The following is a 16681-nucleotide window of genomic DNA, read 5'->3' as shown; positions in this document are numbered from 1 at the left end:
GCTGTTAACGCGGGCGGGGATTTTGCGGCCTTGGAAGAGCTCGAGCAGGGCTTCGCCTTGCATTTCGCCGCCGTTTGCGGGGGTGATTTTCACTTGTTGCAGACTGATGCTGCGCTGGCGGTTGGTTTTGTCGGTGAGCAGCTGGAAGGTGCCGCTGGTGGCGGTTTGGCCGGCTTTAAGCTGCCAATCGGCCTGCGGGCTGCCGAGGCTACCTGAAAGCTTGATGTCGCCGTCTAGGCTGAGGTCGAGCTTTTGTTTGAGGATGTCTTGCAGTTTGAATTGCTGCACGGCGGCATCTACGGCCATGTTTTGGTTGGCGCTGTCGATGTTGCCGTTGAAAGTGATGCGGCCGCCGGCGGCCAGCTCGGTATCGACATTGTCCAGATGCAGTTTGCCGCTGGTGTCCACTTTGAGTTTGCCGTTGATGCCGGCTACGGGGATGCCGTTGCCGTTGATGGGTGCGGGGGCTTGGTTGCGCACTTCGAGCAGGCCGGCGAGGGTGTCGGCTTCTTCGGCGGGATTGAGCGCGAGGTTGAACACCAAATCGGCGGCGGGCAGGGAGGGATCGAACCATTCGGGGTTGATTTGGCGGCCGTCGATGTTGAGGTTGATGATTTTGCGGTTGAGCAGCGGCTCGAAGGGGCGCAGTTTGCCGTTTACGGCAAAATGGGAATCGCCGTTGTCCAGCTGGACGAGCAGCTCGGGGTTTTGCAGGCTGCCGTTCATGGCGATGGCGCTGTCGGCCTGTTTGCCGTCCAGCTCGCCGCTGCCCACGATTTGGCCGTCGAGTTTGAAGGGCGTGGCGGTGTTGAGCGTGGCGTTGCCGCTGAAATTGTGCCAGGGCAGGCGCAGGGAAACGATGTTGAGCTTGTGGTTTTGGTGGTTGAACTGGTAGCTGACCGCGCCGGATTCCACCACCGGGTTGTTGCTTTTGCCCAGCAGGATGCGGCCGACTTCGATTTTCTCGATCTGTACGCCCAAGGGTAAATCCACGCTTTCAGGTAGCCTCATCGGTGGGCGGTCTTCTTTGGGCGGGGTGGGCTTGCTGATGATGCGGATATCGCCGGCGGCCAGGCGGTTGACGTGCAGCTGCCGGTGCCACAATTCATTGGGCTGCCATTGCAGCGCCACGCTGCTGATGTCTAAATCGGTGCCCTCAGTGGCTACCTGAATGCCGCTGCCTTGAAAGCCGCGCCACAGGCTGCCGTTCAATTCCTTCACGCTGATGTTCACACCGAACCAGGAAGGGATTTTGGTGATGCCGAAACGCAGGCCGGATTCGGTGCCCACCAGCCACACCACGGCTGCCACCAGAAGCGTGAGCAGCAGCAAAAAGGCGGAAAGCAGGCGGCGCAGCCAGCGGCGGCGCGGCTTCTTCGGCGGAGTGTTGCCGGCAGCGGCTTCATTTTCGGCTTCGGGCGGCAGGGTGTCGGAATCAACGGGTAGGGCGGTGTCGGTCATTTAGAATCGGGTTCCCAGACTGATGTGCCAGCGCAGTTTACGGTCTTGGTGGCCGTAGGCCAAATCGAAGGAGAAGGGGGCAATTGGGCTAAACCAGCGCAGGCCGACGCCGCTGCCGTGATGCCAGTTCATATTGGTGAAGTTGTGGCTCACCGAGCCCATGTCGTGAAACAGCGCCAACGCGAAGTTTTTGCCGATCGGTTTTTGATATTCGAAGCTGGCCACGGCCAAGGCGCGGTCGGGCAGCACGGAATTATTCGGGCCTTTCAGGCCGATACTGTCTTGCTCGTAGCCGCGCACGCTGTTGGCGCCGCCGCTGCGGAACAGCAATACGGAGGGCACTTCCAAATCTTGGTTGGAGTGGGTGTAGCCCAGTTCGCCGCGTGCGATGAAGGTGCCGATGTTTTTGTGTTCTTCCGGCGTGAAATAGTAGCCGGCGCGGCCATGTACGCGCTGCACCACGGCGGACGAGCCGAGCGAGCCGACGGTGGCGCCTACCTTGCCCTCCAAATAATAGCCGTTGGCCGGGCGCAGCAGGGTTTCGATGTTTTGGCGGCGCCAGGCGGCAGTGAGCATCAGCACATTGCTGCGGCCGAAGTCGGGGCCGCCCACAACGTGGCGTGATTCGGTGATGTATTCCAGCCCGAAACGTGCCTCGATACCGTCGCGGTCGCGCACGCGCCAGATGCCGGATTGGAGGGTGTTTTTATCCAGCTTCTGCGTGGTGGAGCTGTTATAGGCGATGTTGCCCGTCCAATACCAGCCGTTGCTGTTGCGCGGCTGACTCAGGCCGACGCTGGCGCTTTTTTCGTAGCGGTTTACGTCGGTAGCGCCGGCAAACACATAGCCTCGGTTGAACACATTGTAGTGTTCATAGCCCAGGCGGATGCCGGGGCCGTCTTTGGAATCGTAGCGCAGGCCGATATCGAATTTCTGGCGCGGCACTTCGCTCACCGACACCAACAGCGGCACGTGGTCGTCCACCATTTTGGAGAAATCTGCCTCCACCTGCGCGCGGCTGTAGTGGCTGTCTTGTTCCAGTGCCTGTTGGTAATCCAGGATTTTATCGAAATCGTAGGGTTCGCCGGGTTTAAACTGCGCCATGCCGGTAATCACCGAGGCAGGGTAACGCTCGTTGCCGCTCACTTGAATATCGCCGAAATACACCGGCTGTTTGCTGTCTACGCTCACAGAGAGCACGGCTTCGCTGGTTTGCGGGTTGATGGTGGCGCGGCTTTCGGTGAGCGAGGCCAGCGGATATTTATAGCGGCGCACGGCGGAGAGCACCGCGTCTTTGCTGCCGCTCCACTCGCTGTTCACAAACGGCTGACCCACCGGCAAGGCCCAGTTGGCCATGGCGCGTTTATAGTAGTTGGCCAATTCGGCATCTTCCAACACCTTGCCCACAATCGACACTTCCACATTGCTCACCTGCGTGCGCGGCCCGGGTTTCACCGTGATGCGCCAGCCGCGACCATGTGGGGCTACCTGAATATCGGCACGGAAATAGCCTTGTGAGCGCACAATCTGTTTGATTTCGTCTGGCGCTTCTTCGGCCAAAAACTGCATTTGTTCTTGGTCAATATCCGCATCCGGCTCGGTTTGGCGGTTGATAATGGAAAGATGTTCGCGCAAAAGTGCGGCCAAATCAGCAGGCGCATCAATGGAAATGGGGAAAGGCAGTTTGTTGGGATTAACCGTGGTGGGCTGCTCGATCGATTCTTTTTCTTTATTTTTTTGCACCGAATTGGCAGCCGCCTCTCCTGCCTTGCCGTCGGCACGGGCGGGCAGGCTCAGCAGCAAGGCGGCAATTACGGCAAGGGGAAACAGAGGGGTTTTCATGGGCAATCTGCAATCGGTAAACATCAAGCCGGTGTGTGTGTGCGGCAAACTGCGGCATATTAGCATTTTTGCCTTACGTTTTATAGTAAAGGCAGGCAAAAGAAATCCAGCCGGCCAAGGCTACCTGAAAGGGATGGTTGAGTTTGATTCTCCAAACGGTCTGTTGTTGTGTGTTTCAGATAGCCTCTATCCGCCCAAAGGCTACCTGAAAAACTCGCTCTCCCCGCCACAGGCAGCTTGCGTGAGGAAGTGCTGTCAGTAAATATTTGTGCTGATACGTTCGTTTCTGTTAGACTGAACTTTTTCCGCCCGGAACCATGGCTGAAGTAGGCTGATGCGTTAACAAGCACGGGGCTTTGGCTATAGACAACCACACAACCTAGGGATTTGTATGCAAAACAACACTCAAAGGAAAAGCCCGTTTGGCTTTTTCACCAGCCTGGGGCTGGTAACGCAGATTGCCATCGGCCTCGTGCTCGGCATTTTGGTGGGCGTACTGGTGCGCAACACCGCCGCTGCCGACGCAGTGGTGGAAATCGGTGCGATTTTCGGCAGCCTGTTTGTGGGCGCGCTCAAAGCGGTGGCACCGATTTTGGTGTTTGCCTTGGTCATTTCCGCCATCTCGCAGCACCGCAGCGGCAACCCCACCAATATCCGCCCGATTTTGGTGCTGTATTTGGTGGGCACGTTTGCCGCCGCCGTAGTGGCCGTGGGTGCGAGCTTCCTGTTCCCTTCGCAGCTCTTGCTCAGCGGCGTGGAAGCAGCCAGCAATGAAGCGCCCACCGGCATCGGCGAAGTGATGCGCCACCTGCTGATGAACCTGGTGTCTAATCCGATTCAGGCGCTGGCCAATGCCAACTACATCGGCATCCTTGCTTGGGCATTGGTGCTCGGCACGGCTTTCCGCCAAGCCAGCGAACAAACCCGCACGCTGATCAACGATGTGGCCGAAGCCATTTCCAAAGTGGTACGCGGCGTTATCCGCTTCGCCCCCTTGGGCATTTTCGGGCTGGTGCTGGTTACCATCGTGAAAGAAGGCTTCGACAAACTGGGCTTCTATCTGCACCTGTTGGCCGTATTGCTGGGCGCGATGCTGTTTGTAGCGCTGGTGGTAAACCCCATCATCGTGTTTACCCAAACCCGACGCAACCCTTTCCCGCTGGTGTTTACCTGCCTGCGTGAAAGCGGCGTAACCGCCTTCTTCACCCGCTCTTCCGCCGCCAACATCCCCGTGAACATGGCTTTGGCGAAAAAACTCGGCCTGCATGAAGACACTTATTCCGTGTCTATCCCGCTGGGCGCCACCATCAACATGGCCGGCGCGGCCATTACCATCACCGTCCTCACCATGGCCGCGGTGCACACCTTGGGCATCGCCGTGGATTTCTGGACGGCATTGCTGCTGAGCATCATCGCTGCCATTGGCGCCTGCGGCGCGTCCGGCGTGGCCGGCGGCTCGCTGCTGCTGATTCCCATGGCCTGCAGCCTGTTTAACATCCCCAACGATATCGCCATGCAGGTGGTGGGCGTGGGCTTCATCATCGGCGTGATTCAAGACTCCGCCGAAACCGCCCTCAACTCCTCCACCGACGTGCTCTTCACTGCGGCCGTGGATCAGTCGCACAAACGTTGATGGTTTGATTTGAATGCTAAAAAGGCTACCTGAAAATTTTCAGGTAGCCTTTTAATTATCGGGCAAACCAGGTAGGGCGCGTTACTACTACGCTATTTAGTCAAGTACATGGTTAAGAGCAAAACCTGTTTCAGGTTTCAGGTAGCCTTTCTTCCTCCCGCCACTTATCTGCGGCAAGCCTTATAGCGCGCTGCCGCGCGGATGGGTTTGCCAAACGCTGCGTTCGGCTTTTAGAGCATGGTGTAGTGTTTCTTTCGCTGCTTCAGGCCGTAGGCGGCCGCAGAGGAAAATGTCGATGGCGGCGAAGCCGTGTTCGGGCCAGGTGTGGATGCTGAGGTGGGATTCGGCCAAGAGCAGCACGCCAGTTACGCCGCCTTCGCCGCCGAAGGTGTGGAAACGGCTTTCGAGCACGGTGGCGCCGATATGGCGGGCGGTATGCTCCAATGCGGTTTTCAGGTAGCATTCGTTGCGCAGCAATTCGGGTGGGCAGCCGTATAAATCAAGCAGGCCGTGGCTGCCGGGGCTGTGGCTCATTTATGCCATCCCGAAGAATAGCCGCCGCCCATGCGCGAGCCATTGTAGGAGCGGCTGCCGCTGCTATGTTGCCTTACATCGCCGACAGAGGCGTAGTTGAACGCAGTGCTGCCGAGGATGGCTGCAATGCTGATGATGAGGAATTTTTTTGTGGACATAATGCTACTCTTCGTCGTCGGACAGCCTGCCGCGTCTAATCAGGAAATAAAAAACCAAGAAAGAAGCCACGCCGGGCAGCGACATGTCTTCTGGGCTAAGGAACATAGCGGCCCAGGCGGGCAAGTTAATGATGATGAATATTATCGAGAGCAAGGCTACCAACCAGGTCGGTGGGAGGTCGGCATCCCTATCGGCACTATGTTGCGGTATCTTACCATCGCCGATGCCGAACCACCTGCGTACCTGCCGGTAGCTTACCGGTGTGCTTTGGCTCCAGGAGGCTTCGTGCCGGTTGCATTCGGCACAAAGTTTGCCGTTGCTGTTTTGGCGGTAGTCGCTGTAGAAATCTACGTCGCCTTGGCGGATATGCCAGTAAAACGCACCGGCGGCGAAGACCACGCGGCCGCCGTAATCGTAGAGTTTGCGTAAACCCTGAGGTTGGAACAAGTCGCCCTGCAGGCGCGGCCACACGTTGAGCGTTTCCGACACGCTCCATTCGCCGTCGCCGCTTTCCACCAGCCACATAAAGCCGGCCTGCGGCTCGAAGAGCAGGTATTCTGTCCACGGGTCTCCAACCACGCCGCCGTTGCCGCCGTGATATACAGCCTGAAACGCGGCTTCGGGTTCCAATTCTTCGCGTCGTACCGCGCCGATAAGGGTGTAGGTGCGGTTCTCGATGGTGGCTTCCGCACCCAGATTCAGCGTGAATGAATAAGCTTGTGCATTGCGCCTATTGTTGGCTTGCAGCAATTCCAGCTTACCTTCTGTCGCATCCAGGTTACTGCCGCAGCTGGGGCAGAGGATGGAAGGCGTGAGGCCGGTAATCCATTGCACCGGTGAGCCGCAGTTCGGGCAGCTTTCGGCTTGGCGTGTGCCTTTGAGCCGGCCGGCGCTATCGGCCACCTGCTCGCTGCTGCGCGTATTGCTAAGTTGCAAGTCGGCCAACTTCACGCCCTGCCCCACAAACACTTCGGGTGGAGAAGAGGCGTAATCCAGCGTGAGGAAAATTTGTTCGCAGCGCCAGTCGGCCACTTGGTTTTTCATCTGCGGCGGCACGGCAAAGGGCAGTTCGCCCTGTGCGGCGGCCTGCTCCAGCACAATATCGCGCACGTCGGCCGCCCAAAAGCGTTTGTTGCGGTATATCAGGCTGCTGCGGCCGGCCACCAAGCTGGAAAATTCCGGAATTTCCTGCAAAGGCTCGGCGGCAGGCAGGGTGAAAACGTATTGGTCGCCCGATTCGGAGAGCCAGCCGTTGCCGCCGTCTTCAAACTGCACATACCACTCGTTCCACATGCCGGCATCGTATTTGGCCTGCAGGCGGCCGATGATGGCAAACGGGCGGTTGGCAAACGTGCCGGAGGTGCCGATTTGCAGCGGGCTGAAGTCTTCCAACAGGGCGGAATCGCGGCCGCTGTCGATAATGCCTGCGCCCTGGCGCACCAATAGGCTGTGGCAGAAGCCGCACACCAGCGTAACTGCCGTGGCCGAATGCGCGTGCACGGGCGCGCCGCAGCTGGGGCAGTCGGTTTTAAAGAAGGGTTCGCTCATGATGGGTTCCTAAGGGGCGGGCGGTTTGGCAGCAAATTTAGCGGAAATCTCGGCGGCTGTTAAATCGAAGCCGTCGCACAAACGGGCATCATCACGGCCGGCCAGCTGGGCAACAGTTTTCAGGTAGCCTGCAAACTCGAGAAAGACAGGCTGGTTTTGCGGCGTCAGGCAGAAAATGCCGTTGATTTGGTGCGAATCGCGGAGACGGCTCACCACGGCGCTGAACGCATCCCAATCGGCGGCAGCCTGCTCCGGCGCAACGGCCTGCAAGTCGGCAATGGTTTGCAATTCCTCTGCAAAATCGAGAATGGTGGGCCGGGTTTGCAGATGTTTGGCGATGACTTGTACGGGGTTTGTGGTTGGCATGATGGTGGGATTTGGCTTTCAGGTAGCCTTTAAGCCGCGTTTGAGGCTACCTGAAAGCTTACGGATGATGCTTTCAGGTAGCCTCAGCTGATCAACCAATCAGCTGCTTGAGCACTTCGGCTTTGGCCTTCTCGTAGTCTTCGGCGGAAATCAGGTTGCCGTCGAGCAGGGTTTTGAGTTTGGCCAGCTTGGCTTGCGGGTCTTCGGCGGCGGGGGCAGCCGGAGCGGCAGGCTGGGCAGCGGGCGCGGCTTGGGCAGGCTGTTGGGGCTGCGTCATGCCGCTCATGGCGCCAGCCATGGCCTGGCCGATACCGGCACCCACGCCGAGGCCGGCACCGATACCGGCAATGCCGCCTTCGTTTTGCGCGGCCATCGGAATGGCGGTGGCGGTTTGGTATTGGGTGAATTTGCCCATATCGCCGATGATGCCCATCGACATTTTGCTGTCCAGCGCTTTTTGCACGTTCTCAGGCAGGCTCACGCTTTCCACGGTGAAGTTTTCCAGCGTGAGGCCGAGTTTGGCAAACTCAGGCAGCAGCAGCTCGTTCATTTTCTGCGACAGCAACACTTGGTTGGCGGCCATATCGAGGAAGGGGATGCCGGAAGTGCCGAATGCAGCAGCCAGCTGGGTCATGGCGAGGTTGCGCAGCTGCTGTTCGAGCTGCTCGCCGCTGTAGGAGGCGCCCACGCCGGTTACTTCGCGGAAGAAGGCGGCGGGATCGCTGATGCGGTAGGCATACATGCCGAAGGAGCGCAGCTGGATTACGCCGAAATCGGCATCGCGCACGGTAACCGGCTGGGAAGTGCCCCAGCGGCGGGCGAGCTGCTGGCGGGTGTTAAAGAAGTAAACGTCGGATTTGAAGGGCGACTGGAATAATTTATCCCAGTTTTTCAAGTTGGTGAGGATGGGCAGGGTTTGGGTGGTGAGCGTGTAGCGGCCGGGCTGGAACACGTCGGCGGCTTTGCCTTCGTCCACAAACAGGGCGGCCTGCGCTTCGCGCACGGTGAGGCTGGCGCCGTTTTGGATTTCCTGGTCGGCCACGGGGAAGCGCCACATCAGCAGCCCTTCTTCGGGATTCGGCCATTCGATAACGTCGATAAACTGCTTCTTGATGAAATTGCCCAGCATGGGGGTTCCTTTCTTGATGGATAGGGAGAAGGGGAAGGCTACCTGAAAGCATGGCTGCAACGCAGCAGCCGGATACCTTGGCGCGGCCAAGGCTGCATTATTGCGCAGCTAAAATGGGGCAAATTTCTGCAAAACCAAATTTCAGGTAGCCCGTTGTGTACGCGTTGCTACACCAAACAGGCGGCGTTGAGCAGCCCCACCGCTACGGAAATCACGGCGCAAAGCGTGCCCACGGCCACGTTATTGCCGGCCAGCTCGCCGGCGGCATCGGGCACGAGGCGGGTGGCGGCGAAATACACCACAATCTGAATTGCCGCGGCCGCCCAGCTCCAGAGCACGAAATCCAGAAGCCCGACACTGTGGGTGATGCTGGAAGCCAAGGGCAGGCAAAAGCCGATGAGTGCGCCGCCGAAGGAAAGCGCGCAGGCCAGGTTGCCGTTTTTAATCAGCTTCAATTCGTCGGCCGGGGTGATGCGCAGATACACGGCGGAAAACAGCGCAGTCATGCCCAGGCCCACGGCCAGGTATTGCAGATACGACAGATATTGTTGCAGGGAAATGCTCATGGGTTGCCTTTGCAATCAGGGTGGAAAGAGAAACCGCAGCGGCGGCGATATGCGGCTGATTATGCCATACAAATGCCTGTTGTTCATCTTGCTTTGCCGTTTTATTTATGAAGCAAAATTTAGGTTTTAGGCGGCTTACTGAATTTCAGATAGCCTTCATGATTCGCACCCTGTTTGCCCTTATGCCTCATGTCGCACGAGCACTTCTGTTGGTTGGCGGCTCCCAAGAAAAGGCAACAGAAGAAAGGCAGCTACGGGCTGATGAAAAAAGGTATGGCTTTAGCTATATAATTCAGCCCATCATCAAGGTTACCTGAAACATGAAACCCGACCGCACCCTCATTATCTCCGTTTTCATCGTGGCCAGCTGCGGGCTGGCGTATGAACTCATCATTGCCGCGCTGGCCAGCTATTTGCTGGGCGACAGCATTTTGCAGTTTTCCTCCATCATCGGCCTCTACCTCTTCGCCATGGGCATCGGCGCGCACCTCACCAAATACATCCGCGATGAAGACGCGCTTTCGCGCTTTATCGAAATCGAATTACTGGTGGGCATCATCGGCGGGGTGTCGGCCTTGGTGTTGTTTGTGGTGTTCGGGCTGGCTGCCGCGCCGTTCCGCACGCTGCTGTATGCGCTGGTGTTGGTGGTGGGCATCGTGGTGGGCATGGAAATCCCGCTGGTGATGCGTGTGCTGAACCGGCGGCAGGCCGATTTTAAAGACCTGGTGGCCAAAGTACTGACGTTTGATTATTTGGGCGCGCTGGCCGTGTCGCTGCTGTTCCCGCTGGTGCTCGCGCCCCGGCTGGGCATGGCGCGTTCCGCCTTGCTGTTTGGCCTGTTCAACGCCGCCGTGGCCGTGCTCACCGCCCGTGCCTTCAAAGCAGAGCTGCCGCGCTACCGCGCCATCCAGCTGCGCGGCGGTATCGTGCTGGCCTGCCTGCTGGCCGCCTTCGCCGCCGCCAACCGCATCACCTTTCTGGCCGAACAAAGCTATTTCGGCGACCCGGTGGTATACGAAAGCCATTCGCCCTACCAGCGCCTGGTGATCACCAAATGGCACGACGACCTGCGCCTCTACATCAACGGCAACCTGCAATTTTCCTCGCGCGACGAAGCCCGCTACCACGAAGCCCTCGTGCTACCCGCCATGCAGATGGTGGGCGGGCAGGCGCAAAACGTGCTGATTCTGGGCGGCGGCGACGGCCTGGCCGCGCGCGAAGTGCTGAAATACCCGCAAGTGAAGGGCATCACCCTGGTCGACCTCGACCCGCAAATGACCAGCACCTTCCGCACCTCCGCCGAATTAAGCCGCCTCAACGCCGGCTCGCTCGCCAGCCCCAAAGTGCGCGTGGTGAACGACGACGCCGCCAAATGGCTGGAGCAGGCGCAGGAAAAGTTTAACGTCATCATCATCGACCTGCCTGATCCCTCCAACTTCTCGTTGGGCAAGCTCTATTCCGTGCCCATGTATCGGCTGGTGGCGCGGCATCTCGCGCCCGATGGCAAAATCGTGGTGCAATCCACCTCGCCCTATTTCGCCCCGAACGCCTATTGGTCGGTGGTGGCCACGCTGGAGGCCGCCGGGCTCGCCACCGCGCCCTATCATGTGTATGTGCCCTCCTTCGGCGAATGGGGCTTCGTGCTGGCCGCCCGCGAGCCCGATTTCCCCGTGCCCGCACAATTCAGCGTGCCCACCCGCTTTCTAAACGCCGACACCGCCGCCGAAATGTTCCGCTTCCCGCCCGACATGGCACGCCGCGATGTGCAGCCAAACTATTTGAACACGCAGATTCTGGTGCATTATTTCGAACAGGATTGGCGCAATGTGATGCGCTGAGAAAAGGCTACCTGAAACTTTCAGGTAGCCTTTCCCAACCGCTCAAACAAAACAGCCTGATTAAGAAAGCCTTTATCGAGCGAACACAGGATTTACCTGCCGCAAACCGCGTATTGATTTCCCTGTGTCCAGCCCCATTTCTCTCTTGTATTTGTAGCCGCGCACCTCTGCCCTACGGCTTTCAGCCAGCCCTAGCCCCGCGTTCATCCCAAGAGGTGCCTCCTGATTTTTATCCATTCCACAGAATATCCAACTATATGAGTGCCAACCAGAAAACCTATTACGACATCCTCGGCGTGGCCAAAGATGCCAGCCTGGCCGATATCAAAAAGGCCTACCGCAAGCTGGTGCGCCAATACCACCCCGATGTCAGCAAAGACCCCGATGCCGACCAAAAAACCAGCGAAATCAACCTCGCCTACAACACCCTGAAAGACGAGGCCAAACGCGCCGAATACGATGAAATGCTGGCCAACCCCTTTGGCCGCGCCGGCAGCGCCCACGGCGGCGCGGGCGGTTTCGACCCCGGCCAAGACTTTGGGCAATACTACCACTTCGACAGCAGCCGCTTCGGCGAAGGCCAGCCCTTTGGCAGCGGCGACTTCCGTTTCGACGACATCTTCTCCGCCTTCGGCCACGCCGGCGCAGGCCGCCAGCGCCAAACCGGCCCCATTCCCGGCGAAGACCAGCACGCCGAGCTGACGATCGACCTCGCCGCGGCCTACACCGGCGGCGAACGCTCGCTCAGCCTCGATATGCCCACCCTCGGCGCGGGCGGCCAAATGGCTTACGAGCGCAAAACCCTGCAGGTGAAAATCCCCAAAGGCATCAGCGAAGGCCAGCAAATCCGCCTGCGCGGCCAAGGCCTGCCCGGCTTCAACGGCGGCGCAAACGGCGACCTCTATTTAAAAATCCGCTTCCGCGAACGCGACACGCTGTATGTGAAAAACCGCAAAGACGTGTACCAGCGCATCGATGTGATGCCCTGGATAGCCGCGCTCGGCGGCAAAACCGCCATCGACACGCCCGCCGGCAAACTCAACATCAACATTCCCGCCAACAGCCGCAGCGGCCAAAACCTGCGACTCAAAGGCAAAGGCATTCCCGCCAAAGAAGCCGGCGACCTCTACCTCATCATCAACATTACCCTGCCCGAAACCATGAGCGAAGCCGACCGTGCAGCCTGGCAGCAGCTGGCCGAGCATTACGGCGTGAAAGGATAAACCATGAACCGCGAACAAGATATTCAGCTCACCTTCAACGAAATCGTGCGCGCCTGCGACGGCGATGCCGATTGGGTGGTTAATGTAATCGAGGAAGAAATCATTTCTGTGCAGGGCAGCCCGCGCGAGGCCGGCTTCAGCGGCTGGCAGCTCGCCCGCATCCGCCGCGCCCGCCGCATCAGCCGCGATTTCGAGGCCAGCGTGCCCGCTACTGCGCTGATCCTGCAACTGCTGGATGAATTGGAAACCCTGCGCAAAGGCCGTTTGGAGGATTAAAACCGAGCTTTGCCGCTGTAATGTCGCTAAGTAAAAAGGCTACCTGAAACTTTTCAGGTAGCCTTTTCGTTTTAGCGAATCTCTTCGCCGAACACTTGGCGCCACAGTGCGGCCACTTGTTCGTAGTGTTCGCGCAGGGTGTCGTCCACTTGTACTGCGCCCGCGCCGTGCAGCTGCTGGCGGTGTTGCACTTGGCGGTAGTGGCGGTAGGCGGCGGCGGTGCGCGCGGCGGCATCTTGGCTGAGCAGGCCGCGGCGGGCGGCCATATCGAGCAGGGCGATGTTGCCGTAGTTTTCCAACAGCTCGGGATACTGCCGGGCATGGAGCAGCACGAAGAATTGCACGATGAATTCCACGTCCACCACGCCGCCGCGGGCGTATTTCACGTTGTCTTCGCGGGCGGGGTGGGTGGGCAGCATTTTGCTGCGCATTTGGGCGATTTCCTGCCGCAGCGGGTTTGCTTCGCGCGGCAGGCTGAGGATTTGGCGGCGGACGGTTTCAAACTTGCGCCCCACTTCGGGGCTGCCGGCCACGAACCGGGCGCGGCTGAGGGCTTGGTGCTCCCAAATCCAGGCGTTGTCGTGCTGGTATTTGGCGAAAGCTTCGAGGCTGTGGGCTTGGAAGCCGCTGTCGCCGTTGGGGCGCAGGCGCAGGTCGGTTTGGTAGAGGTTGCCCGCGCCGGTGCTGCCGGAGAGCCAGGTGGTGAGGCGGCGGGCGTATTTGCTGTAGATGTCGGCGGCTTCGGGCGCGCCGTCGTCATACAGATACACCAAATCCAAATCGGAGCCGTAGGCCAGCTCTTTGCCGCCGAGCTTGCCATAGCCGATGATGGCGAAGCGGGGGATGGGGCGGTGGGTTTTGGGCATGGCCTGCCACACCTGCCACATGGTGTGTTCGAGCAGGATGTCGGCCAGGTAGGAGAGTTGATCGCTCAGGGCTTCGAGCGGCCAGCGGCCGGCCAAATCCTGCACGGCCAGGCGGAAGGTTTGGGCGTGTTTGAAGCGGCGCAGCACGTCCATTTTGGCTTCGGGGTCGCCGGCGGTTTGGAGGCTACCTGAAAGTGCGCCGATGAATTGCGGCCAGTTGGGGTGTTCCATTAATTGTGCCGACAATAATTCGTCCAGCAGCACGGGGTGTTGCTGCAAATATTCGGCCAGCCAGGGGCTTTGCGCCATGAGTTCGGCCACTTGGGCGAGTGCGGCGGGGTATTCCTGCAAAAAGGAGAGGTAGGCGGAGCGGCGGCTGATACTGTCGAGAAAGTCGAGCAGGCGCGGCAGGGCGGCTTCGGGGCGGCTGCTTTCGGCGGCGGCGGCCACCACGCGCGGCAGCACGGCGTCGAAACGCTGCTGGGCGCGGGCAGACAAATGCCGGTAGCGGCTGCTGCTGCGGATGTGCGCCAGCCGCTCGGCGGCTTCGGGCGCGTTGGCAAAGCCCAAGTCGGCCAGCTGCGCCGCCCATTCGGTGGCTGCGGCATCGTCTTGCCACAGGCCGGCCAGCGGCTGTTCGGCCTCGCTTTCATTCTCTTCGGGGCTGCTTAATGTTTGGTTGAACTGGGCGCTCACCTGGGCGCGCTGCGCGTTGAGGCTACCTGAAAATTCTTCGTAGTTGGCAAAGCCCATGCTTTCGGCCAACAGCTGCTGCTGGTCGGGGTTTTCAGGTAGCGTTTGGGTTTGCTGGTCGTCCCAGTATTGCAGGCGGTGTTCGAGGCGGCGCAGGAAGCGGTAGGCTTCGAGCAGCCTGGCGGCAGATTCGGGCGCAAGAATGCTGGCCTCGGCCAGTGCGGCCAGCGTTTCCTGCGTACCTTTGAGCTGGAGGCTGCGGTTTTGCCCGCCGCGGATCATCTGGAACACCTGCGCGATAAATTCCACCTCGCGAATGCCGCCCGCACCGAGCTTGATGTTGCCGGCCATGCCTTTTTTGCTCACTTCGCTGCGGATTTGGCGGTGCAGCCCGCGCAGGGCTTCGTAGGCGCCATAGTCCAGATATTTGCGGAACACGAAAGGCTGCACCACGCTGCGGATGCCGTTGGCATGTGGCGTGACCACGCGGCCTTTGCACCAGGCATAACGCTCCCATTCGCGCCCCTGCGCCACCAAATATTGCTCCAGTGCGGTTTCGCTCAACACCAGCGCGCCGCTGTCGCCGTCGGGGCGCAGGCGCATATCGATGCGGAACACTTGGCCGTCGGCGGTGATGTCGTTCAACAGCGCAATCAGCTTCTGCCCCACCTTGGTGAAAAATTCCTGATTGCTGCGGCTGCGCCGCCCGTCGGTTTCGCCCGATTCGGGATAGACAAAAATCAAATCCAAATCAGACGATACGTTTAATTCAAACCCGCCCGCCTTGCCCATGGCCACCACGCTCAAATGCTGCGTCGCGCCGCTATAGCGGCCGATGGGCGTGCCGTAGAGCGCGGTGTAGTGCGCTTCGGCAAAAGCGAGCGCGGTGTTCACCGCAAAATCGGCCAGATGCGTGATGGAAGCCGTTACTTCCGCCAGTTCGGCCGCGCCGCACAAATCGCGCACCATAATCTGCGCGAGCACATAACGGCGTAACAGCCGCAACTGCCGTGCCAGCTCGGCCTCATCCGCCGCTGCCGCGATGTCTGCCCACGGCGCGAAGGCGGCCAAATCCTGCGGCTGCAAAGGCTGCGCGAGCATGGGCTGCAAACGTGCAACATCGATTTGCCCGCTATCCAGCTGGCGCGATAGCCAAAGGGAAAAACGGCGGGCGTGGGCAATCATATCGGCAGGCATGGGGGGATTCCTTGTGTGCGGAGGGTATAAATCAAACGGGCAGATTATAGGCTACCTGAAGCTTTCAGGTAGCCTTAGATTGAGTAGATTAAGAATGGAGGGGCAGATTCGGCATGGCTGCCAGCTAAAACAGGCTTTCCTGCCGGGCGTTGGTTTCCGGTGTTTCGGGCTGCGCCAGCATATAAGTGCGCACGAAGTTGAAGAAGTCTTCGCTGATTTCAAAATGGCCGTAGCGCAGCCGGGCGGCATATTTTTTCCATTCCGGATGTGTGCGGATAACGGCAATCGGGCATTCGCGCCGGATTTCGGCATAGGCCACGTTGCGGCGGAAGGGGATAAAGCTTGCGCTCATCTGAAACGGGTAGGCCTGGTCGTCGGTAATCTGCCCGAGTGCGGTGAAGGCTTGCAGTTTGTCGTGGCCGTCCAAGCGGATTTTCGGGCTGTAGTAGAGCAGCCAGTCGCCGCGTTGCATACGGTTGAGCGGCGCGGCTTTGCCGTGGCACACTTGGCAGAAGTCGCCTGCCACGCCGCGCAGGACGTGCTCTTTGGAAACCGTGCCGATCCAGTATTTCATAGATATCCTTTTTCAGATGGGTTTCAGGTAGCCTCATGCGGCCGGCAGAAGGCTACCTGAAAATTTATTTTGACGGCTTGGGCAGGAATACGGATAACACGAAAGCCGCTGCCGCACCGCAACCCAAAAACATCCAGTTATCAGAACCAGACAAGTCGAACATGACGGCCTGACAGATGACCGACAGCAGGGCGCCTGCTGCCGTTACGGCAGCGATGCCGGGCAGGTTGCGCTTCAGGCGCAGCAGCATAGCCAAGAGGCCGGTAAGGATGGCGGGAATGCCGCCATCCCAGTAACTGGCCAGGAAGAGTTCTGGCATGTTTCTGAAAAACTGATTTGAGGGAGGTAGCGGCTCAGACGCGACAACATGGAACACCACTATGATGAACAGCATGACCGACACTATGCCCAAGGGCGGGCCGAACAGGCTGTAAATAATCAGCACCCACCACGCATACGGCGGTTTGGAGGCGGAGAGGCGGTTGGCCCGGTTTGGTTTCTTCAATCATTTCTTTCCTCGTACGGGCTACCTGAAAACTATGCGGCGAACGTAGCGCGGGTGGAATGGTATAAGCTGGAATTTATGCTCATAATGGTTTTCAGGTAGCCTGCAGGGAATATGTAGTAGGCAGCGAGTACCCGTCCTAGCTTGCTGTTATGGATGACGCAATATATTGTAATTGGTTTACTAAATATTTTAGTTTATTTGCCTGCTCTATATTGTTATAGATAGGGGCTGTACTAGATTAGCCCTAAATACCACACCAATCCCGCAA

14 protein-coding genes and 1 pseudogene are annotated in these 16681 nt (G+C 59.1%); 4 read left to right on the top strand and 11 right to left on the bottom strand.

Annotated features, from left to right (window positions below; all coding sequences use genetic code 11):
• Positions 1-1461, bottom strand: a pseudogene (locus HMPREF2541_RS06390) (translocation/assembly module TamB); the annotation flags it as partial.
• Positions 1462-3303: an autotransporter assembly complex protein TamA gene (locus HMPREF2541_RS06385; RefSeq protein ID WP_070542441.1), complete on the bottom strand. Its 1842-nt coding sequence runs from the start codon at positions 3301-3303 to the stop codon at positions 1462-1464.
• 391 nt (positions 3304-3694) lie between these two features.
• On the opposite strand from HMPREF2541_RS06385, the gene sstT reads away from it, so the two are divergent.
• A complete protein-coding gene (gene sstT, locus HMPREF2541_RS06380; protein WP_070542411.1) occupies positions 3695-4936 on the top strand; it encodes a serine/threonine transporter SstT in 1242 nt (413 codons plus the stop codon).
• 180 nt (positions 4937-5116) lie between these two features.
• Here sstT and speD read toward each other — a convergent pair whose 3' ends face one another.
• The 6 genes from speD to HMPREF2541_RS06355 all read right to left on the bottom strand — a co-directional run bounded on the left by speD (position 5117) and on the right by HMPREF2541_RS06355 (position 9238).
• Positions 5117-5470, bottom strand: coding sequence for an adenosylmethionine decarboxylase (gene speD / locus HMPREF2541_RS06375; RefSeq protein ID WP_070542408.1), 354 nt, complete (start codon positions 5468-5470; stop codon positions 5117-5119).
• Positions 5467-5628, bottom strand: coding sequence for a hypothetical protein (locus HMPREF2541_RS12180; RefSeq protein ID WP_153717046.1), 162 nt, complete (start codon positions 5626-5628; stop codon positions 5467-5469). Before HMPREF2541_RS12180 ends, speD begins: the two co-directional genes overlap by 4 nt.
• Positions 5629-5632: 4 nt before the next feature.
• The gene (locus HMPREF2541_RS06370; RefSeq protein WP_070542406.1) at positions 5633-7177 is read right to left on the bottom strand and encodes a DUF4178 domain-containing protein; all 1545 of its coding nucleotides are present in this window, start codon (positions 7175-7177) and stop codon (positions 5633-5635) included.
• Positions 7178-7186: 9 nt separating this feature from the next.
• Positions 7187-7543 (bottom strand): hypothetical protein, encoded by a 357-nt coding sequence (locus tag HMPREF2541_RS06365; protein ID WP_070542403.1) that lies wholly within the window; start codon positions 7541-7543, stop codon positions 7187-7189.
• 91 nt (positions 7544-7634) lie between these two features.
• The gene (locus HMPREF2541_RS06360; RefSeq protein WP_070542439.1) at positions 7635-8669 is read right to left on the bottom strand and encodes an SPFH domain-containing protein; all 1035 of its coding nucleotides are present in this window, start codon (positions 8667-8669) and stop codon (positions 7635-7637) included.
• A 170-nt stretch (positions 8670-8839) separates the two neighbouring features.
• Positions 8840-9238, bottom strand: a complete 399-nt coding sequence (locus tag HMPREF2541_RS06355; RefSeq protein WP_049259130.1) for a DUF350 domain-containing protein — start codon at positions 9236-9238, stop codon at positions 8840-8842.
• Positions 9239-9558: 320 nt separating this feature from the next.
• Here HMPREF2541_RS06355 and HMPREF2541_RS06350 point away from each other — a divergent pair, with 320 nt between their 5' ends.
• The 3 genes from HMPREF2541_RS06350 (at position 9559) to HMPREF2541_RS06340 (ending at position 12575) form a co-directional block, all read left to right on the top strand.
• On the top strand, positions 9559-11076 hold the full coding sequence (locus HMPREF2541_RS06350; protein ID WP_003823743.1) for a polyamine aminopropyltransferase: 1518 nt from the start codon (positions 9559-9561) through the stop codon (positions 11074-11076).
• Positions 11077-11333: 257 nt separating this feature from the next.
• A complete protein-coding gene (locus HMPREF2541_RS06345; RefSeq protein WP_070542400.1) occupies positions 11334-12299 on the top strand; it encodes a DnaJ C-terminal domain-containing protein in 966 nt (321 codons plus the stop codon).
• 3 nt (positions 12300-12302) lie between these two features.
• Positions 12303-12575: a chaperone modulator CbpM gene (locus HMPREF2541_RS06340; protein WP_003823746.1), complete on the top strand. Its 273-nt coding sequence runs from the start codon at positions 12303-12305 to the stop codon at positions 12573-12575.
• Positions 12576-12646: 71 nt separating this feature from the next.
• On the opposite strand, the gene glnE is transcribed toward HMPREF2541_RS06340, so the two are convergent.
• The 3 genes from glnE to HMPREF2541_RS06325 all read right to left on the bottom strand — a co-directional run bounded on the left by glnE (position 12647) and on the right by HMPREF2541_RS06325 (position 16410).
• The gene (gene glnE / locus HMPREF2541_RS06335; protein ID WP_070542397.1) at positions 12647-15331 is read right to left on the bottom strand and encodes a bifunctional [glutamate--ammonia ligase]-adenylyl-L-tyrosine phosphorylase/[glutamate--ammonia-ligase] adenylyltransferase; all 2685 of its coding nucleotides are present in this window, start codon (positions 15329-15331) and stop codon (positions 12647-12649) included.
• Positions 15332-15455: 124 nt separating this feature from the next.
• A complete protein-coding gene (locus HMPREF2541_RS06330; protein ID WP_003823749.1) occupies positions 15456-15905 on the bottom strand; it encodes an EVE domain-containing protein in 450 nt (149 codons plus the stop codon).
• Positions 15906-15969: 64 nt separating this feature from the next.
• Positions 15970-16410: a hypothetical protein gene (locus tag HMPREF2541_RS06325; RefSeq protein WP_070542394.1), complete on the bottom strand. Its 441-nt coding sequence runs from the start codon at positions 16408-16410 to the stop codon at positions 15970-15972.
• Positions 16411-16681 lie beyond the last annotated feature (271 nt).

The sequence above is a fragment of the Eikenella sp. HMSC061C02 genome (assembly GCF_001809035.1).
GTDB classification, from domain to species: domain Bacteria; phylum Pseudomonadota; class Gammaproteobacteria; order Burkholderiales; family Neisseriaceae; genus Eikenella; species Eikenella corrodens.
This window is presented reverse-complemented; position numbering and strand designations above follow the sequence as displayed.